20 protein-coding genes are annotated in these 19,374 nt (G+C 62.9%); 5 read left to right on the top strand and 15 right to left on the bottom strand.

The features are described from left to right. Nucleotides 1-97: 97 nt before the first annotated feature. Nucleotides 98-973, top strand: coding sequence for an LOG family protein (locus tag HG250_RS09515; protein ID WP_170005021.1), 876 nt, complete (start codon nucleotides 98-100; stop codon nucleotides 971-973). Here the strand turns inward: HG250_RS09515 and thiD are convergent. Together thiD and glmM are read right to left on the bottom strand one after the other, a co-directional pair. Next, a complete protein-coding gene (gene thiD, locus HG250_RS09510) occupies nucleotides 955-1,809 on the bottom strand; it encodes a bifunctional hydroxymethylpyrimidine kinase/phosphomethylpyrimidine kinase (RefSeq protein WP_170005019.1) in 855 nt (284 codons plus the stop codon). The genes HG250_RS09515 and thiD overlap by 19 nt on opposite strands. Next, nucleotides 1,809-3,146 (bottom strand): phosphoglucosamine mutase, encoded by a 1,338-nt coding sequence (glmM, locus tag HG250_RS09505; protein WP_170005017.1) that lies wholly within the window; start codon nucleotides 3,144-3,146, stop codon nucleotides 1,809-1,811. Before glmM ends, thiD begins: the two co-directional genes overlap by 1 nt. 90 nt (nucleotides 3,147-3,236) lie before the next feature. Here glmM and HG250_RS09500 point away from each other — a divergent pair, with 90 nt between their 5' ends. Together HG250_RS09500 and HG250_RS09495 are read left to right on the top strand one after the other, a co-directional pair. Then, a complete protein-coding gene (locus HG250_RS09500; protein WP_338103900.1) occupies nucleotides 3,237-4,583 on the top strand; it encodes a dicarboxylate/amino acid:cation symporter in 1,347 nt (448 codons plus the stop codon). Nucleotides 4,584-4,683: 100 nt separating this feature from the next. Then, on the top strand, nucleotides 4,684-5,295 hold the full coding sequence (locus HG250_RS09495; RefSeq protein WP_170005015.1) for a superoxide dismutase: 612 nt from the start codon (nucleotides 4,684-4,686) through the stop codon (nucleotides 5,293-5,295). 104 nt (nucleotides 5,296-5,399) lie between these two features. Here HG250_RS09495 and HG250_RS09490 read toward each other — a convergent pair whose 3' ends face one another. From HG250_RS09490 to HG250_RS09480, 3 genes are all read right to left on the bottom strand, one after another. Next, nucleotides 5,400-6,638: an AI-2E family transporter gene (locus HG250_RS09490; RefSeq protein ID WP_240957040.1), complete on the bottom strand. Its 1,239-nt coding sequence runs from the start codon at nucleotides 6,636-6,638 to the stop codon at nucleotides 5,400-5,402. A gap of 103 nt (nucleotides 6,639-6,741) precedes the next feature. Then, complete coding sequence (locus HG250_RS09485; RefSeq protein ID WP_170005013.1) at nucleotides 6,742-7,350, bottom strand: sigma-70 family RNA polymerase sigma factor; 609 nt, start codon at nucleotides 7,348-7,350, stop codon at nucleotides 6,742-6,744. Further along, complete coding sequence (locus HG250_RS09480) at nucleotides 7,347-7,607, bottom strand: NepR family anti-sigma factor (RefSeq protein ID WP_170005011.1); 261 nt, start codon at nucleotides 7,605-7,607, stop codon at nucleotides 7,347-7,349. Before HG250_RS09480 ends, HG250_RS09485 begins: the two co-directional genes overlap by 4 nt. A 235-nt stretch (nucleotides 7,608-7,842) precedes the next feature. On the opposite strand from HG250_RS09480, the gene HG250_RS09475 reads away from it, so the two are divergent. Further along, entirely contained in the window at nucleotides 7,843-9,582 is a 1,740-nt protein-coding gene (locus tag HG250_RS09475) for a CHASE domain-containing protein (protein ID WP_338103899.1), read from the top strand. Between the two features lie 163 nt (nucleotides 9,583-9,745). Here the strand turns inward: HG250_RS09475 and HG250_RS09470 are convergent, their stop codons facing one another. Next, nucleotides 9,746-10,537: a response regulator gene (locus tag HG250_RS09470; protein WP_170005009.1), complete on the bottom strand. Its 792-nt coding sequence runs from the start codon at nucleotides 10,535-10,537 to the stop codon at nucleotides 9,746-9,748. 214 nt (nucleotides 10,538-10,751) lie between these two features. Between HG250_RS09470 and HG250_RS09465 the strand changes: the two genes are divergently transcribed. Then, nucleotides 10,752-11,459 (top strand): Crp/Fnr family transcriptional regulator, encoded by a 708-nt coding sequence (locus HG250_RS09465; RefSeq protein WP_170005007.1) that lies wholly within the window; start codon nucleotides 10,752-10,754, stop codon nucleotides 11,457-11,459. Between the two features lie 286 nt (nucleotides 11,460-11,745). On the opposite strand, the gene HG250_RS09460 is transcribed toward HG250_RS09465, so the two are convergent. The 9 genes from HG250_RS09460 to HG250_RS09420 all read right to left on the bottom strand — a co-directional run bounded on the left by HG250_RS09460 (nucleotide 11,746) and on the right by HG250_RS09420 (nucleotide 19,291). Then, nucleotides 11,746-12,159, bottom strand: coding sequence for a response regulator (locus tag HG250_RS09460; RefSeq protein ID WP_338103898.1), 414 nt, complete (start codon nucleotides 12,157-12,159; stop codon nucleotides 11,746-11,748). 199 nt (nucleotides 12,160-12,358) lie between these two features. Further along, nucleotides 12,359-13,522 carry an N-acetyltransferase gene (locus HG250_RS09455; RefSeq protein ID WP_170005180.1) on the bottom strand — a complete coding sequence of 388 codons (1,164 nt, stop codon included), beginning with the start codon at nucleotides 13,520-13,522 and terminating at the stop codon, nucleotides 12,359-12,361. A gap of 27 nt (nucleotides 13,523-13,549) precedes the next feature. After that, complete coding sequence (locus tag HG250_RS09450; RefSeq protein WP_420821323.1) at nucleotides 13,550-14,281, bottom strand: sterol desaturase family protein; 732 nt, start codon at nucleotides 14,279-14,281, stop codon at nucleotides 13,550-13,552. Between the two features lie 261 nt (nucleotides 14,282-14,542). Next, nucleotides 14,543-14,779, bottom strand: a complete 237-nt coding sequence (locus HG250_RS09445) for a hypothetical protein (protein WP_170005001.1) — start codon at nucleotides 14,777-14,779, stop codon at nucleotides 14,543-14,545. Between the two features lie 52 nt (nucleotides 14,780-14,831). Further along, on the bottom strand, nucleotides 14,832-15,344 hold the full coding sequence (locus HG250_RS09440; protein WP_170004999.1) for a GNAT family N-acetyltransferase: 513 nt from the start codon (nucleotides 15,342-15,344) through the stop codon (nucleotides 14,832-14,834). Beyond that, complete coding sequence (lptG, locus tag HG250_RS09435) at nucleotides 15,341-16,438, bottom strand: LPS export ABC transporter permease LptG (RefSeq protein ID WP_170004997.1); 1,098 nt, start codon at nucleotides 16,436-16,438, stop codon at nucleotides 15,341-15,343. The genes HG250_RS09440 and lptG overlap by 4 nt, the downstream gene beginning before the upstream one ends. A gap of 4 nt (nucleotides 16,439-16,442) precedes the next feature. Next, nucleotides 16,443-17,714 (bottom strand): LPS export ABC transporter permease LptF, encoded by a 1,272-nt coding sequence (gene lptF / locus HG250_RS09430; RefSeq protein ID WP_170004995.1) that lies wholly within the window; start codon nucleotides 17,712-17,714, stop codon nucleotides 16,443-16,445. A 134-nt stretch (nucleotides 17,715-17,848) separates the two neighbouring features. Next, complete coding sequence (gene clpS / locus HG250_RS09425; RefSeq protein WP_170005179.1) at nucleotides 17,849-18,217, bottom strand: ATP-dependent Clp protease adapter ClpS; 369 nt, start codon at nucleotides 18,215-18,217, stop codon at nucleotides 17,849-17,851. 234 nt (nucleotides 18,218-18,451) lie between these two features. Further along, nucleotides 18,452-19,291 (bottom strand): phasin family protein, encoded by an 840-nt coding sequence (locus tag HG250_RS09420; RefSeq protein ID WP_170004993.1) that lies wholly within the window; start codon nucleotides 19,289-19,291, stop codon nucleotides 18,452-18,454. Nucleotides 19,292-19,374 lie beyond the last annotated feature (83 nt).

The following is a 19,374-nucleotide window of genomic DNA, read 5'->3' as shown; positions in this document are numbered from 1 at the left end:
CCTGTTTGAAATGTCCTTGCCGCCCCTGATGCCCCGATCGTCTGCAAATGCCAATCCACTTGCCGCAACCGACCCCCATGCCTATCGCTCGCCTTCTATGACTGAAAAGAACCCCGATCACGATCTGACCGACCGTCGCTTCTATCCCGCCGAAAAGGAAGCCGCCTTTTCCAAGGCCAATCCGCTGCATACGCCGCAGACGCAGCATCCCGCCTACAAGCTGGCATTTCAGGACCGGGACTTCCTGCTGCGCGAGGAACTGCGCCCGGTGCGCTTTCAGCTCGAATTGCTGAAGCCGGAAATGCTGCTGGACGAGGCGGGCGTGGGTTCGACGCTGGTGATGTACGGTTCCGCCCGGATACCTTCCCCTGAAATGGCGGAAACCGCGCTGGCCAATGCGCCCGAGGACAAGAAGAAGATCGTCGAACGGCTGGTCGCCAAGAGCAAATATTATGCAGAAGCGCGCAAACTGGCGAGGCTGGTCAGCGAAAAGAGCATCGTCGAGGACGGCAAGCGGCAATTCGTCATCACCTCGGGTGGCGGTCCGTCGATCATGGAAGCTGCCAATCGCGGGGCGAGCGAGGCGGGGGCGGAGAGCATCGGCCTCAACATCGTCCTGCCGCACGAACAGGCGCCGAACGCCTATGTCACGCCCTATCTGTCGTTCCAGTTCCATTATTTCGCGCTCCGGAAGATGCACTTCCTGCTGCGCGCCAAGGCGGTGGCGGTGTTCCCCGGCGGATTCGGCACATTCGACGAATTCTTCGAGCTTCTGACCCTGATCCAGACGGGCAAGATGAAGCCGATGCCGATCCTGCTGTTCGGCAAGGAATTCTGGAACAGGGTCATCGATTTCGAAGCGCTGGCCGATGAAGGCACGATCAACCACGAGGATCTGGGCCTGTTCCACTGGTGCGAAACGGCCGAAGAGGCTTGGGATCACATCGCCGGGTTCTACGAGTTGAAGCCCTGACCCGCTGACGGGCCGGTGCGCACCGCCTGATGCCCCATCGGCCCGTTCCCCGTGCCGAAACCGGGGGCATTCTCCAGGGCCGCAAGCGTGAACTGCCGCGCCAGCCGCACGGCATGGTCCAGCGGCTGTCCATGACCGAGCAAGGTCGCGACCGCGCTGGAAAGCGTGCAGCCGGTGCCATGCGTATGGCGCGTGGGCACGCGCCGGTGATCGAAGGAGCGGACCGAACCGTCAGGTGCGACCAGGCGGTCGATCACGCGGTCGGCCGGCGCTGAACCGCCGTCATGTCCGCCCTTGGCCAGCACGTGGCAGTCGTGCCGCTTCGCCAGCATTGCCGCCGCTTCATAGATGCTTGCCGCGCTATCCACCGGCTGACCTGTCAGGGCAGCGAGTTCCGGCAGGTTGGGCGTGACCAGCGTGCAGATATCCATCAGCCCGGCGAAGCCTGCGACGGTCTCGGCATCGGCAAGGGCTGCGCCGCTCGTGGCGACCATCACCGGGTCAAAGACGATGGCTCCCGACCAGCTTGCCAGCCGGTCCGCCACGGCAGAGGTCACCGGGTTCGAACCTAGCATGCCGATCTTCACGGCGTCCGCTCCGATATCGCCGAGGCAACTGTCCATCTGCTGCACCACGAAGCTGGCGGAGAGCGCTTCCACGCCCTGCACGCCGGTGCTGTTCTGCGCGGTGATGGCGGTGACGGCGGTCATGGCGTATCCGCCGAGCATCGTGATCGTCTTGATATCGGCCTGAATGCCCGCGCCGCCGGAGGAATCCGATCCTGCCACCACAAGCACGCGCGGCGGCGGCGACGGATGGGACGCCTCCAGCCCCATCAGCAGGCGCCCCGCACCGCATCGCAGATGGAATGCACGACCCGTTTCACCAGATCCGCATCATCCCCTTCGGCCATCACCCGGATCAGCGGTTCGGTGCCGGATTTGCGGATCACGACACGGCCACTGCCGCCGAGGTCGCTTTCACCGGCGGCGATCGCGTCCTTGACGGCCTGCGCCGCAAGCGGATCGCCGCTTTCAAAGCGCACATTTTGCAGCAATTGCGGCACTGGATCGAACAGGTGCAGCATCTCGCTGGCCGGGCGGCCCGATTTCACAAGGGCGGCCAGAACCTGCAACGCGGCCACCGTTCCATCGCCGGTGGTGGCGTGGTCGAGCAGGATCATATGGCCCGACTGTTCGCCGCCGACATTGTAGCCGCCGGCCTTCATCGCCTCCAGCACGTAACGATCGCCGACCTTGGTGCGGATCAGGGACAGACCTTTCGCATCCAGGAACCGCTCCAGCCCCAGATTGGACATGATCGTGGCCACCACGCCGCCGCCGCGCAGCCGGCCCTGAGCCGCCCACTGGCTGCCGATCAGCGCCATGATCTGGTCGCCATCGACCGCCGTGCCCTTTTCATCGACGACGATCAGCCGGTCGGCGTCCCCGTCCAGCGCGATGCCGATATCCGCGCCTTCGGCAATCACGCGCGCCTTCAGCGCGTCGAGCGAGGTCGAACCGACACCATCGTTGATGTTCCGGCCGTTCGGCTCGACCCCCAGCGTGATGATTTTCGCGCCCAGTTCCCAGATCGCAGAAGGCGTTGCTTCGTAAGCCGCGCCATGCGCGCAATCGACCACGATGGTCAGATCGTCCAGTCGCACATCGTCGGGCAGCGATCGCTTCACGGCGTGAATGTAGCGCCCCCTGGCATCGTCGATCCGGCGGGCACGGCCGATATCGGCGGCATCGGCCAGTTCGAGTTCGGTTTCCAGCAGCGCTTCGATCCTCGCCTCGTCATCGTCCGACAGCTTGAACCCGTCAGGGCCGAACAGCTTGATCCCGTTGTCCTCGAAGGGATTGTGACTGGCGGAAATCATCACGCCGAGATCCGCTCGCATCTCCCGCGTCAGCAGGGCGATGGCGGGCGTGGGCAGGGGTCCGGTCATCACCACGTCCATGCCCACGCTGGTGAACCCGGCAACCAGTGCACTTTCCATCATGTAGCCCGACAGCCGGGTGTCCTTGCCGATCACCACACGGTGCCGGTGGTCGCCGCGCAGGAAATGGCGCCCGGCCGCCTGCCCCACGCGCATCGCGGTGGCGGCGGTCATCACGCCCTTGTTGGTGCGGCCCCTGATTCCGTCGGTGCCGAAGAATTGCCGTGTCATGCCATGCCTTTTCTTGTCGGCCCGATTGCAGCCGGTGAATTGCAAAGCGCTTCTGGCGCGTTACACGCCGCAAGGGAAGGCCCGTGCTTCATGCGGGTTTTCATCGTGGGCAAATCCGGGGACAGTATGACGGTAAGGGCGAGCGACGATGAAACGAGCGCGCCGCAGGGTGGCGGCGGCGACATGGTGGCGATCAGGCTGCCGGTCTGGTGGACCTTCGGCGGCCTGATTTCCGGCCTTCTGGTCGGCGCGTTGCTGGCGGGGCGACCGGCAATGGACACGCTGCTGCAAGTCGCGGAGCCGGTCGGCGTGCTGTGGCTTCGGGCCTTGCAGATGACCATCATCCCGCTCGTCGCCGCCCTGCTGGTGATCGGCATCGCCCGCATGGCCGAGGCGGCAAGCGCCGGGCGTACGGCGCGGCGGATGCTCGGCTTCATCTTCGTCATCCTGCTGCTGAGCGGAACCGCCACGGCGCTGGCGATGCCTGCGCTGCTGGCGCTGTTTCCGATACCCGCCTCGGCCAGCGCGCTGATGAGCGGAGGGGAACTGCAGGACGTTCCCGGTATCGCCGATTTCATCGCCTCGCTCATCGCGCCGAACCTGATCGCGGCAGCGGCGGAAACCAACATGCTGCCGCTTACCATCTTCTTCGCCCTGTTCGCCATCGCGGTTTCGCGCCTGCGGGCGCAGGACAAGGGGGTACTGCTCGGCTTCTTCCATGCACTGGCCAATGCCATGCTGACGATCATCGGATGGGTCCTGTGGGTCGCGCCCGCCGGTGTTTTCGCGCTGGCGCTGGGCGTTGCTGCGCAAAGTGGGGGCGGGGCCTTCGCCGCGCTGGCGCATTACATCCTGACCGTCTCGGCCATGGGAGTCATCGTGATGGTGGCAGGCTATGCTCTGGCGGTGATTGCCGGCGGACGGAACCTGTTCTCCTTTGCCCGGGCGCTGCTGCCCGCGCAGGCGGTGGCGATCTCGACGCAGAGCTCGCTCGCCAGCCTGCCGGCCATGCTGGACAGTGCGCGCCGGTTGCGGGTCACGCCAGCAGTCGCGGATTTCGCCCTGCCGCTGTCGGTCGCCATCTTCCGCGCCACCAGTCCGGCGATGAACATGGCCGTGGCAATCTATGTCGCCACTCTGGCCGGGATCGAACTGACGCCCGCATTGCTGGTGGCGGGCGTGGCGGTCGCCTTCGTCATCAGCATCGGTTCGGTCAGCCTGCCGGGGTCGATCAGCTTCGTCATCTCCATCGGACCCATCGCCATCGCGATGGGCGTGCCGGTCGAACCGCTCGCCCTGCTGGTCGCGGTGGAGATGCTGCCCGATATCATGCGGACATTGGGCAATGTGACGATGGACGTCGCCGTCACCACCGCGACCGACGGGCCGGAACGGACCGCTTCCGCCGATCCTGACGCGGCGGCAGTGCCCGGATGAATGGCGGCCGGAGAAAAAGCTGAACATCCTGCAACGATAGGCAGGCTGGCGCGTTGGCCCCATGAACCCGGATCAATCCATAGACCAAGGACATGCAACCATGGCTTTTGAAGTAACCCCGCTCCCCTATGACAAGGACGCGCTGGACCCGGCGATCTCGGCCGAGACGCTGTCCTACCATCATGGCAAGCATCATCAGGCCTACATCGACAAGACGAACAAGGCGATCGAGGGCACCGAGCTTGCCGATCAACCGCTTGAAAAGGTGATCGCTTCCGCGCGCAAGACCGATCAGGGCCTGTTCAACAATGCGGCCCAGAGCTGGAACCACGGTTTTTACTGGCATTCGCTCGCGGCGGAAAGCGGCCATCCCACCGATGAGCTGAAGAGCATGATCGACAGCGCCTTCGGTTCGCTGGACGATCTGAAAAGCAAACTGAAGGAACGCGGCGCCGGCCATTTCGCCAGCGGATGGGTCTGGCTTGCGGAAAAGGGCGGCAAGCTGACCATCGCGGAAACGCATGACGGCGATACGCTGGCCGACCAGGATGGCAACCCGCTGCTGGTGATCGACTTGTGGGAGCACGCCTATTACCTCGACCATCAGAACAAGCGTCCGGAATATCTGGAGCAGGTTGTCGACAGCAAGCTGAACTGGGGCTTTGCCGCCGACAATCTGCAGCGCGGCTCGACCTGGAAGTATCCTTCCTGAACCGGCAGGCAGGACGAAATCGTAAGGCCCGCCCTGCTCGGCAGCAGGGCGGGCCTTTATTCTGTATCTCTCATATTCTTGAACAGACCGTCCCGGCAGATGCCTCAGCCATCCTCAATTTCTATGGGAGAAGCCGGGAACAAGGATTCTCCGAACATGAAACCGATCAGGTTCGGCCGTCCCACATGGTCGATCAGCGCGGTCAGCATCAGCAGGAGCGGAACTGACAGCAACGCCCCGACAACGCCCCAGATCCAGGAAAAATAGCTGAGAGCGATGAGGATCATCACCGGGTTCATGGTGAAGCGCGCGCCCAATATGGAAGGCGTGACCACATTCGCTTCCACCGCATGCAAGGCGAGATAGGCACCGGCAGGCACAAGGCCCAGCAGGATCGTATCAGTCGTGCCAATGCCGAAAAGGCCCAGCAATGCGACCATCGCAAGCGGGCCGATATAGGGCAGGAAATTGAGGATGGCGGCCAGGCCGCCCCACATCACCGGTGCCTCCACCCCCAATGCCCATGCGCCGGCGGCAACGACGATGCCGACACAGATGTTGATGATCGAGACGGTCAGAATATAGGCGGCGACCCGGTCCTGCACCTCGCGCACGACCCGTGCGGCCTTGATCGAACTGCCGAAATCGGACCGGCCCAGCAGCAGGTGGCGCCGCAGGCGAACGCGCGCCTCGATCATGAAGAACGCCATCAGGAAGGTCAGCAGAACCTCCAGCACCACGGTTGGCGTCGCGAAGGCGACCTGTTCCATCATGGTCGGCGTCGCCAGAACCACTTCGCGGCCGCTTTCGCTACCCAATGCGCGGGTCAGCTGTTCGTTGATCTGCGCCAGCCAGGCAAGCTCCTGCCGCAATTCGCCATAACGCAGCACGATACGGTCGATCATTTCCGGCAGGCTGTCGAACAGGTCGGCAGCAGGTTGCAGAACGGTGCCCAGCGCGACGATGACGATGACCAGGAACAGCAACAGCGCCAGAAAGGATGCCAGTACATTCGGCAGACCCAGGGCCGCGATACGATCGGCAAGCGGCGATAGGAGGATGGTGAGAATGATCGCCGTCACCAGCGGCAGGAAGACCACCGATCCGATGGAGAGGACGAAAGGAAGCGCCAGGAACAGGCCGAGCCCCAGGATGAGCACCAGGGCCGAGATAAGGCGGATTTCCTGCGCGGCCATTCGCCCCGGAGCGGTCTGCTGCGCGTCCTTTGCAGAAACGGCCGAACCTGGTCCCGACGCGGCAGGCCGTGCCGACCCGCCGCCATCCGCATCCGCTTCGCCCGGGCGCGGGGCGGCAGGCTCATTCTCGGTCAGCCTGTCCGCCATGCTGCCTTATCTGTCAGCCAGCGCGCACGCGACCGTGCTGTGCCATGCCGGCGGTTCGGCCACGGCCGACGCAACTGGCAGGGTAGCGGGTTTGCCTTGCAAGTCAGGCGTTCCCGGCCATGCCGTTGCCCGCCGCCACATCGTCCAGTTCTTCCAGAATGGCGCGATGCGCGGTCTCGTCATCGATGGACCGCCTTGGAATGTCGCCATCGGCCAGCATTCCGGTCAGCGCGGCCCGCGCCCGGCCCACCCGGCTCTTGATGGTGCCGACGGCGCAGCCGCAGATCGTCGCCGCCTCTTCATAGGAAAAGCCGCCCGCGCCGACCAGCAGCAAGGCTTCGCGGCGTTCCGGCGGCAACGTCAGCAAGGCCCGGTGCATATCGGACAAATGGATCGGCTCCTCCTGACCGGCCGGTGCCGTCAGGATGCGTTCGGCCACATTCTCGTCATATTCGCCGCGGAACCGGTTGCGGCGCATGTCGGTCAGATAGGCATTGCGCAGGATCACGAAAGTCCAGGCACGCATCGACGTTCCGGGTTCGAACCGTTTCTGTGCAGCCCATGCCTTCAGCATGGTTTCCTGTACGAGATCGTCCGCCATGTCGGGGCGGCCGCACAGGCCGCGCGCGAAGGCACGCAGGTGGGGCACGACTTCGGTAAGTTCACGCTTGAACTCCGCCTTTTCGGCAGGCGTCCGTTCCGTATCGCTCATTTGCCGTCATCATTCAGCTGCGCGAGGAGATCATTGAAACTGTCTGGAAGCGGCTCTTCGATTACCGAGTCGTAAAGCTGGCGCAGCCCGTTCGCCCATTCGGGCGTCGTATTCGCGCCCCCGCCATCGGCATTGCTGCGCCGGGCATCGGTATTCTCGCCTGAGGACTGCGAACCGGATGTACCCTCGCGGCGGATATTGCCTGTATTCTTCTCTTCCCGCCCGGATGCACCGGCTGCGGCATTATCAACACTCATAAGAATTTCAAACCGCCCTATCTAAGATCGAGACCCCTGCCCGATATGCGACGCTGCCAGATCGGCTCCTGCAGATCGACAAGCCAATCAGCGGATTCGTCGCGCTGGGAGAAACATGCCAAACAATCCCTGTCGGGATGGAACGTATATCAAATTATATGGTTCCCCACATGAACGACTGCGACGCCACATGCAATCGACAGCTTGAGCCGACAGGATTATTTTGACCAGCTTTGTGAGGCCGAAAATCAGCAAATCGCGAGAAGTCGGGGTTACTGCTGCCGAAACCGGATCGAAGGCCAGGGGCAAGGGCAGGTCCGTTGCCGACGGGCGTGGGCAGCAGGGGCGCAGGTGGCTTGTCGAATATCCGCGCGCCGTTCCAATCGCCATTTTCCTGCTCATCGCGTCCATTACGGCGCTCAGCGTCTTCGCGATTGAGCGCGGCGAGCGCCAGCGCGAACAGGCGAGCCTGCGCGAAACGGCCCGGGGGGTCGCTTCGGCTCTTGAACGGCGAGGCAACACCAGTTCCGCCTATCTGCGCGCAGGTGCCGCTCTGTTCGCGACGGTCGAAGATGTCCCTGCACCCCTGTTCCGCCGCTTCGTCAACGAATTGCGGCTTGATTCCAATTATCGCGGCGCTGAAGGCATCGGCTGGGCCGAGCGGATCCGGCCGGATCAGGTGCCGGAATTCGAAGCGTTCCATGACGACGATGCGCCTGGAGACATGAATGTCCGGCCCGAAACACGCGACAGCGTGACGCAGGTGGTGCCGGTCACCTTCTTGCAGCCCGACACGGAACGCAACCGCCGGGCGCTCGGCTTCGACATGTATTCCGAACCCATACGCCGCGCGGCGATGGATGAAGCGGCGCGAACGCTCCGGCCCACCGCCAGCGGCCGGCTGACCCTGCAGCAGGAAGGGTCGGGGACCGCCGCCGGTTTCATCATCTACATGCCGGTGGTGAGTGAAACCGGCATGGGCCGCGAAATGCAGGGGTTCATCTACAGTCCCTTCACCGCACAGGATTTCCTGACCTCCGCACTCGAACTCGAAACCCGCGGGCAAAAGGGCATCCGGCTGTATGATGGCGCGGTTGCCGAAGAAAATCTGCTGGCCGAGATCGAGCCGGAGATGCAGACCGGAGAAGTGGTCACGGCCGAGGTTTCCATCGCCAATCGGCCGATGATGCTGCAGGTGGAATCGGCAAGGGGTTCTTCGCTCGCGCCGCTGTCGATGATCACGCTGATCTTCGGGCTTCTGGTCGCAAGCCTGCTGATGATCGTGGCGAGATTACTGACCCAGCAGGCGTATGAGGATCAGAAATCGCTCGACTGGTTCGCCGAACAGAATTCGATCCGCAATTCGCTGACACGTGAATTGAATCACCGCGTCAAGAACACTCTGGCCAATGTGCTGTCCATCGTCTCGCTCACCCGGCGCAGGGCCCATAGTCTGGAAGAATTCGCTGACGGGCTGAACGGACGGATCAGGGCCCTGTCGGCGACGCATGATTTGCTGACGCAATCGGAATGGGGCACGACGCCGGTGCGCGACGTGATCGGGGCCGAGATAGCGCCCTATGCCCGTGATGGCGACAATGCCGTGGTGATGGACGGGCCGACAGTCGAACTCGCGCCGAACGATGCCCTGTCGCTGGGCCTTGCCATCCACGAACTTGCCACCAATGCGGCGAAATACGGGGCATTGAGTGTCGCGGACGGGCAGGTCAGCGTCCAGTGGTCGCTCACGCAGGACAATCTGGCGCGGGTCGAATGGACCGAAAGCGGCGGGCCCAAGGTCGGCCAGGAACGCAAGCGCGGTTTCGGCATGGACCTGATCGAGAAGATCGTCGCGCACGAACTCCGCAACCCGGTGGAACTCGAATTCGCGCCGCAGGGCGTGCGATGCACGCTGCTGGTGCCCGTCAGAGCCCCCAGCGAATTCGCGATCCGCGCTCGCCGCAACCAGGGCTGACGGTCAAACGAAAGGGCCGGTGGATTAGAGGCAGCTGGCGCCGCAGCAGCAAGGATCGATGCGGGTCAGGCCAGCAAAATAGCCGCCAACCCGGCAGGGCATGGCGGCTATTCCAATTTTCGACTCAGTAGCCCGCCCCATTGTGGCCGGACCCTTCCGCGTATCAGGCCAGAGGACGGCTCGACCCGAAGAACAGCGCCTGGCTGATCGCGGTGCGAACGGTCGCTTCCTGAAACGGCTTGGTCACCAGATAGGTCGGTTCCGGACGATCGCCGGTCAGCAGACGTTCCGGATAGGCGGTGATGAAGATCACTGGGATGCTGTCGATGGCGAGGATGTCGTCCACAGCGTCGAGGCCGCTGGAGCCATCCGCCAGCTGGATATCGGCCAGGACCAGCCCCGGCGTCTGCTGGGCGACGACTTCCTGCGCCTGCGTACGGGTGGCCGCCGTGCCGCAGATGTCGTGACCGAGCGATCGCACGAGGTCTTCAAGCTGCATCGAGATCAGCGGCTCATCCTCGATAATCAGCACGCTGGTGGTCGATTCGCGGTCGATTTCCGAAACCGCTTCCTGGACCAGCGATTCCACCTCGTCCTCGGACAGGTCCATGATCTCGGCCGTCTGGTCGATGCTGAAATCTTCCAGGGTGGTCAGCAGCAGCGCCTGGCGGTTCAGCGGCGTGATCGTCTTCAGGCGATCGGACGCTGCAGCCTCGTGAGAGCCTGCCCCGTCATTGTCGTCCACCTCCATGTAAGCACTCGACCAGACCTTGTTGAACGCGCGGTAGAGCGGGACACGGCCCTGCTGCAGCGATTCCTTCAGATCCTGATCGGCAAGAGCCGCTTCGAGCGTTGCACGTACAAAAGCATCGCCCGTGGCCTGCGAGCCGGTAAGCGCGCGTGCATAACGGCGCAGATAAGGCAGATTGGCGGCGACCTGGTCCCCAAGCGACATAAATTCCCTTCCCGATAATTCGCTGGCTTGTGAACGCCCTGCGTGGATGATGGTTCCGGTCGGCGCCCCGGCGGCTTACGGCCCCAGGGGTGTTCCGGCGGCATTTGACAAACCCGGTGCCGCCGCCGAAACGGGGCATTCGGTATCGCGGGCCTGTTCGGGGGATATAGCTATGCAACGGCAATCAGCAACTGTTGCTTGCGCGCAATGTCCGTTGTCGGGCCGCAAGGGCCTGCGCCCGCTCACGCCCGACCTCCTCGGTTTCGTGCAGAAGTTCAAGGAAGGGGAGGTGCAGCTCGAACGCGGCGGACTTCTGCTGGAACAGGAAAAGCGGAGCGTTCATCTGCACACGTTGCTGGAAGGCGTGCTGGTCCGGTTCCTTACGTTGGAGGACGGGCGCAGGCAGATCGTCAATTTCATGTTCCCCGGCGATTTCGTCGGGTTTCAGGGTGCCTTCGACGACAAGCTGAACCATTCGGTCCAGGCACTGCTGCCGGCAAGGCTCTGCAGTTTCGGCCGGCGCAGGTTCCACGAACTGGTGTCGGAACATCCTGCCCTTGCTTACGATCTGATCTGGCTGGCCGCATGCGAGGAAACCGAGCTGGAAGATCACATGGCAGCCCTGGGTCAGCGCGATGCGCGGGAAAAGGTCGCCTATATGGCTGTCTGGCTGCACGACCGTGCGGCGGCTTCGGGAATTTCCATGCTGGATGGCCAGCATCTCGACCTGCCGATCACGCAGGCACAGATTGCCGACATGCTCGGGCTCTCGCTCGTTCATGCCCATCGTACGCTGAAGGCGCTGGCGCGGGACGGTTTGCTGTTCTGGACTCCCGGGCGGATCAGCCTGCCAGATCGGCAGCGCGCGGTGAACTTCGCACAATATGCGGGACGCAGTCACAAACAGCGTCCGTTCATCTGAAAACAGCCGGCAATCTGCCATTCCGCAAAGCTCGAAATATTTTCCAACCCTGCGGAACTCCCTGCGTAATGGCGCATTTCCTCTATGTCACCGCCGAGACCCCCCTCCCGTCCAAGCGGCCGGTGACACGATCCCGAAAGGCCTTCGCTCGATAACAGGAGCGAAGGCCTTTTTTTGGATCGGCCAGGCAGGTTCATTGCGGTGCCGAGAGCGATTTCCTGCACAGAGGCGCTCAGCCAGCTATCGTCGCATACGGTGTGTCCCGCATGTCGTGACCAGAGCGCGATCAGCGCAGTGCACCGCGTAGCCGTGCCAGCAATCCCTTCGGCTTCTCACGAAGCGCGGTGAGCAATTGTTCAGGCTCGTACGGCTTCTCCAGCACGGTGCCCAGTTCGACGATATCCTGCGGAATGTCGCGGGGCGCGCCGGTCGAGAATATGATGCGCGGCGGGTTGGGGCCCATTTCGGTAACGAGTTCGGCAATTGCCCAGCCATCGTCCCGATCGGCCAGATGCACGTCCAGCACGAGAGCGTCCGGCGAAATCGCACGCAGCATCTGCAGTGCCTGTGCGGTGGAGTTGCAGATGTTGATTTCCTCGATACCGGCCGCGCGCAAGGCTTCTTCGGTGGCAAGCGCCAGGATCGTGTCGTCTTCCACCACCAGGACGGAGCGGGGCAGGTCATCAGCGGATGCAGCCACTGGGCCACGCGCACCATCAGCAGGGCAGTCAATCGGGTTCTTGCGTTCGACCATGAGCCTGACGATCCTCCGGTTCCCTGCGCGCAGGAATGGGCGCATCGATCATGGCAGAAACGGTGCGGCGGCAGCTTGGGTTCCCGGTGCCCGCGTCCTTCCGGCGCAGCAAGGAACCCGCCCGCCGCCTGAAAACCGGACAGGATCAAAGTTGCTTTTCGTAGATCCGGTATTCGCGGTTAGCCCTGGTGTTCAGCGCGTCGGCGATGGCGACCATTCCCTGATTGTCATCGAGGATCCAGCCGATCTCGCCCCGCGTCGCACCAAAATTCGCCATGGCATCCTGGCGGATATATTCGATCATCATGAAAGCCAGCTGGCTGGCCAGACGCGAGTTCTGATGTTTCTTCAACACGCCCATGAGCGGAACGCGCATCGTCCGTGCCCTGGGGCGCCTGAGCCAGCGCATCATGTGCCACCAGCCGAACGGCAGCAACCTGCCATCGATGCGCGACAGCACCTCGTTCATGTCGGGAAGGGTGAGCATGAAGGCAACGGGCTCGCCCTCCAGTTCCGCGATGCGAACCAGTTCGGGGTTGATGACGGGGCGCAGCTTGCGCGCGGCATAATCGATCTCGCGATCGGTGAACGGGATGAAGCCCCAATTATCCGACCAGGCATCGTTCAGAATGGCGAGGATGATGCGAACGTCACCGGCATAATCATCCACACCCGCCTTGCGGACCGAAATGCGGGGATTCCGCTCGCCAGAGGTGATGATCCTGTCGATCAGCGGTGCGAAAGGCTGGGTGATGTCGAGTTCGTAAGTCAGCAAAATCTTTGCCACCTGGTAATCGGCGGCTTCGATCCAGCCTTCGTAATGCGGCGGATGGTGGCCCATCATCATTGTCGGCGCATGGTCATGCCCGGCAGTCAGCAGGCCGGGCTCCTCCCAGATGGAGAGCGAAACAGGCCCGAGGGCGCGGGTCATGCCCTGTTCGCGCAGCCAATCCTCGGCACGGGCCAGCAGCGCCCTGGCGACTGCCGCATCCGCTGCATCGAAATAGCCGAAATTGCCGGATCCCGGACCCATGCCCTGTTCGGCAGGCATGGCAAGGGCGAGGTGGTCGATATGTGCGCTGATCCGCCCCACCGGCATCTCGCCGCGAAAGGCAGCGAAAAGCTGGACCTCGGCATGTTCGAAGAACGGGTTTCGCTGCGGATCAAGCAGCTCCATCTGCTCCGACCGCAATTGCGGCACGAAATGAGGCACCTTCCGCGAAAATTCGCGACCGATATCGACGAAGCGCCCGCGCTCGCCCCTGTCCGCGGCGGAAAGCGGTCTGATGGCTATCTCGCTCAACTGAATCGGCCCCCGGTTTCCCTAAACGCAGCGTCAGCCCTGCGCCGTGCCGTCCTTCTGACGCATCGCGCGGCGGCGGGGATGGCCACTGGCGATACCGCCCGACAGATCCTTGACCCAAGGGTAGGTCTCGGCAATCTTCTCGTCATAACCAAGGTTGAAGACGGTCGGCGAACGCTTCGGCCGTTCCTTCTTTTCATAAAATGTGCCGAGCACCCGGTCCCACGCATAATTGGTGATGCCGAAATTGCCGGTTTCGTCGAAATAGTGATGTTCATTATGCCGCTGCTTCATCGTCTGCACCCATTTGTATTTCGGCTTGAACGCAAGATGCTGGATGCAATGCATGAATTCGTAATAGCAGGTCGTCAGCAGGCCGGTGGCAAAGGCTGCCAATGCCCCGCCGGGGCCGCCGATCAGCCATCCGACTGGCAGCGTCGCGACCGCAATCGTCGGCAGCGTCGTATGCAGCGCGCCGAACAGCACTTCCAGATGGTTGGGATCCTGATGATGATCGTAGTGAATCCGCTTCCACGTCGGGGAAAGCAGTTTCGATTTCCACATCCATTTGCCGTGCAGGACATATTGATGCAGCAGGTGCCAGGCGAGCGGATAGACGAAGAGCGCTGCGGCGATGGAGAATATCGTTGCCCAGAACCCGGCCGGATAGAAGGCGAAGCCGGCGATGGCCGCCACCGTCAGGCCGAGATAGGCCATGATGGTGTAATGCTGGAAATAGGCGCGCACCAGTTCGCCGAAAGTCATCCGGTCGAGATAATGGCTGCGCTTCCAGAAAGGCAACTGACTTTCGGCAGCGGCGTCCGTTTCCGGTTCGTCGCGATGAGAATTCGCGTATTTGGCGTTGCTAGACGACACGATAATCCAATCCAGTGGCTTGGTCATGCGGTAACACGACAGGGGCGAACGCGCCACATGGGGCCGAACTGGCCGAACGCAAGAGACGCGACAAGCGGCATTTTTGCACCCGGCGCTGTGAACGGGCGCTGAAAATCGCCGGCTCCGGGGCTATTCCACCACCAGATCGGCACCCTCGGCTTCGACACCGTCATCATAATCGACGACGAGATCGTCCTCCGGCGTGCCCACGGCATTGTCGGGCACGGGGCCGGGCCCATCCCCGGCTGCCACAGGGGCCGGCATCTGCTGTTCGAATGATGTATCCACTTCCTTTTCCCGATCGCAGGCAGACAGCATCGCCAGGCTAGAAAGGATGAAAGCGGCGGCGGAAAGACGTGGTTTCATGGCGGCTCCTTGTGCACCTCACGACGCCTGAACGCGCCGCCTGTTCCCGGGGCTAGAGGAAGCGGACCATGGCGACAGGCGCTGCGCCGTTCGTCGCGGGCTTCTGGTTGCGCGCCATTTCCGCAAGGCGCGGATGAGCCTCGGCATTCGTGACAGGCACGAAACCCGATCTCGCGGCCAGGGACAGGGCGTGGTCCGATGACGCCGGGGAACCGCTTTTCCATTCTCCCGCCCATGGAACGACTGCCGTAACCGCGTCGAAACCGCCGTTGCCAGCGTCGATGATGGCGGCCCGCAGCAGCCCGCCAGCGATGCCGCGGCAGCGAAAGGGTTCGGCGATTACGAGAGCGCCGAGATGCAATTCGCGGCGTTCGGGTCTTGCCAGCAGGAACCCGGCAGGCTCCTCATGCACCGTCACGAACAGCGACCGTCGCCGTTCGACAAACCGTGCGATCCGCGCTTCGTCCAGCCATTCGCAGCGCGGCACGCGGGCAGCGATGACGGCCATGGCAGCACAATGACCTGGACGGGCAAGCAGCAGGCGCCAGTCTGCGGCCCGGCTCATTCCTCGGTACGGACCAGCACCGTCTCGCCGATCAGCAGGAACAGCATGAAGGGGGCCCATGCCGCCAGAAAGGGTGGGTAGCCGCCGAAATTGCCCATCGCCAAAGCGGCATTGTCGACCACGAAATAGGCAAATCCCAGCGCCATGCCGATGATTGCGCGCAGAAACAGCTGGCCGCTCCGCGCCAGGCCGAAGGCCGCCACCGCGCCCAGCAGGGGCATCAGCACTGCGGACAACGGCCCCGACAGGCGATGCCACCATTGCGCGCGCAATTCGGCGGTGCGGCGGCCCGATGCCTCATATTCCGCTATCGTGTCCGACAGTTCCCAGAACGGTTCCGCCGCGGCATCCCTGCGGCCGAGCCCCACCTGTTCAGGTGTCAGACCGGGCGCGATCACCGTCTGCGCCAGTTGCAATGTCTCGGCACCCTGTACATCGAAGCGAGTGGCATCGGTCAGCCGCCATCCGTTCCCCGCCCAGTCTGCAGCATCCGCCCGTATCTGCTCGATCAGCACGCCATCTTCGGAGCGGCGATACCAGCTGACACCTTCCATCCGCGTGCTATCGCCGGTTCCGGCGACGATGCGGGCTGTCAGAATGTCGGCTCCATCCGCCAAGAAGACGTTCGAGCGCAGTCCCGATTCAGCCGGTATGGGGCCAAAATCATTGCCCTCCCAGGCCGAGAGCGTTGCCGTGGCGCGGGTCACCACATTTTCGTTGAAGGCGAAACTCGCTCCGGCGATGAGCGCCGCGACCATCAGCAAAGGGGCGAGGATCTGGTGCGCGGAAAGGCCCGCCGCCTTCATCGCGATGACCTCGCTGTTCTGGTTCAGCCCGACCAGCGTGATGATCGTCGCCAGCAGCACCGAATAGGGCAGGAAACGTGCGACCAGTTGCGGCACGCGCAGGCCGACATAGGTCAGCAATTCGGACTGCCCGTTCCCCGGCTGGGCGAGGATATCGCCGCTTGTCGACAGCAGGTCCAGCGTCTGCAGGACGAGCACCAGCATCACCAGCACCGCCAGAATGCGGGTAAGGAACATCTTGCCGAGATAGAGAGTCAGGCGGCGTGACGGAAAAAAGTCGAACTGCACCGGTTCAACCCCCCGCCATCGCGGGCCGTGAATGGTCCCGCACATCGGTGTCGGCAATTCCCTCTTCCGCGACAGGCGAAGCCCTGCGCCGCCCTTTGAACAATTTGCCAACCGATTTCGACAATTTTGCAAATGCGCTTTCCAGCGCACCGATAGGCTGCCCGCCTGGCACATGGGCGACACGGTGGTACATCCAGAGGATCAGCGCGGCGAAAACTGCGAAAGGCAGCCACAGGGCGATGACGGGATCCGCCCGGCCCAGCGCCGCGACCGCCTGACCATATTCATTGACCTTGTGGTAGGCCACGACCATCACGATGGACACGAACACGCCGAGTGCGGAACTGGATCGCTTGGGCGGGATCGCCAGCGCGAGGGCCAGCAGCGGCATCAGCAGCATGATGACCACCTCGACCAGCCGGTAATTGAAACTGGCCTGGCTGGCGTCGCGCACTGCCTGCGGCGCATTTTCGCTCCACCCCATGCGCAGCAATTCGGGCAGGATATATTCACGCTCCGCATCCCCGCGAGACCGGAACTCTTCCAGCGCGGGCAGATCGATCGGCAGATCCTGTTTCGAGAAACTGAGAACGCGCGGCGTGGAGCCGGGTGTGTCCTGCACGATGATCCCGTCGCTCAGGCGCAGGATGATCGTATCGGGGCTATCGCTGGTGGCGAGAAAATTGCCCTCGCGCGCGGAGATGGCCAGTACCTGCCCATCGTCATCGGCAACGCGGGCGAAAATGCCCGACAGCCGCCGCCCCTCGTCGCTGCTCTCCTCGATCCGCAACGCCATCCGGTCGGCGATGGTGTTGAATTCCCCCACCTTGATCGATGCGCCGAGCGCGCCTGAGCGCAGTTCGAATTCGAGCTGCTCGTAATAATAACGGCTGACGGGCTGGATGTAGAACACCAGCGCGACATTCAGGGCCGCAAGGATCAGCGTGATGATGAAGGGCACGCGAAGCAATCGCATATAGGACAGGCCGACGGCCCGCATCACGTCCAACTCGCTGGAGGTGGCCAGTTTCCTGAAGGCAAGCAGGATGCCGAGCAGCAGGCCGAGCGGGATGGCGAGGCTGGCATATTCCGGAACCAGGCTGGCCAGCATCTTGAACACCACGCCGACCGGCCCGCCTTCGGTCGCGACGAAATCGAACAGGCGCAGCATCTTGTCCAGCACCAGCAGGCTGGCGGCGAGCACGAACACCCCCAGCATCGGCACGATAACGAGCCGGAAAATATAGCGATCGATCGAGGGAATGAAACTGAACAAACTTCGTGTCGCGCTTTCGATGGAACAGACGGTCTGCGCACGAGGGTGGCGGCGCGTCGTTCACCCTATAGCGCGCATCCGCCAGTCGGTCATGCCCGCATTTCCGGCAAGAGCGCGGGACGTGAGAAAACGGGTTAGGCCTTTTCCAGCGTGCATTGCAGCGGATGCTGGTTCTGCCGCGCGAAGTCCATCACCTGATTGACCTTGGTTTCGGCCACTTCGTAGGAGAACACGCCGCAGACGCCCACGCCGCGCTGATGCACATGCAGCATCACCCGCGTCGCCTGCTCCATATCCATGCGGAAGATCTGCTTGAGCACGATGACGACGAATTCCATCGGCGTGTAATCGTCATTCAGCAGCAGCACCTTGTACATGCTCGGCTTCTTGGGACGGGTGCGGGTCTTGGTGGCGATCCCCGTCTGGTGATCGTCGCCGCCGGACCCATCATCGGGCGGCGTCGCGTCGTCGCCTTCGCCCGGGCCGGACAGGATGACGGACATAGCAGGGCAGGCGGGTGAATGTTTGTTCAGGAGGCGCATGATAGCCGCAATATCGTAGCCTGGTCCGCAAATCGCAAGCCCGGCTTTCCGCAATATGGCGCTGGATGACGGCACATCGGCGCTCGGCAGCGTGGCGGGGCCGGGCACGAGGAAAAGGGCCGGCCGGAATGTCCGACCGGCCCTCGCTTGGTGCATGCGGACAAGCTGACGCGGTGCCCGCAAAACCATCAATCCTTACGCGGCCTGCGACATCTTTTCAGCCGTGATGCTCATCCGGTTGGAAATGGGTGCGAATGCATCGTTCACCAGCTTGACCATGCTTTCCGTATTGCGCGAGGAAAGGCCGATCATCGCATCCAGATTGCGGCGGGCCAGTTCGCCCTGCAACCGGAACAGTTCGGACGGGCTCTTGACTGCGGCCATCTTCTTGAGATCGGCGGTCATGCCCTCGAATGCCTCGCGCGAACCTTCGACAGCGTCGCGGCTCATGCTCTGCATGCCGGTGGCGAGGATGCGGGTGGATTCCACGACCGCTTCGACATTCCCGCGAGCGGTTTCGGTCAGTTCACCGGACATGGCTGAACTCTTTTCAAAGATGGTCTTCATGCGCTCCTGCATTTCGGTCGAGGCATTCTGGATGCCGGCCTGCATGCCGGAAGCAAAATCGGTGGGGCTTGTCTGGGTATCTGCCTTGGTAGCCATGATCGTTTCCTTCAATTCATCGATAGTGCGATTTGCGGCGCCGGATGTCCGCCCAGCGGACTTCCTGCTCGTGATCGCGGCACGGGTCTGTTCTGCGGCGGCGTTGCGACCAGCGGATGCAGCTTTCTTGCCGGTTTTGGCCTTCGCGACGCGGCCCTTCGGTGCGGGCGAGTTGCCGGCGGCAGATTTCTTGCCGGACGATCTGCCTTTCGCACCTTCCGCATCGGCGGGCGCAGATTGCGGCTGCGCTGGATCGGCTGCGGCGGCGTGGTCGCTTTGGGGCGCAGCGACGGCCTCGCGGATCGCATCGATCCGGACGCCGCTGCCGCCATTGTCCGCTTCGGCGGAATTGTTCCTGATTTCGTCGGCCATCGCTTCCTCGCATTTTGCTGCACTGCACAAATAGCGAGCTGGAAAGCGACTTTCAAGCATTTTATTGTGCGCTGCAACATGCC

Source organism: Pseudopontixanthobacter vadosimaris (assembly GCF_012979275.1).
GTDB lineage: Bacteria > Pseudomonadota > Alphaproteobacteria > Sphingomonadales > Sphingomonadaceae > Pseudopontixanthobacter > Pseudopontixanthobacter vadosimaris.
The sequence above is the reverse complement of the archived record's forward strand: the minus strand, read 5'-3'. Positions and strand labels throughout refer to the sequence as shown.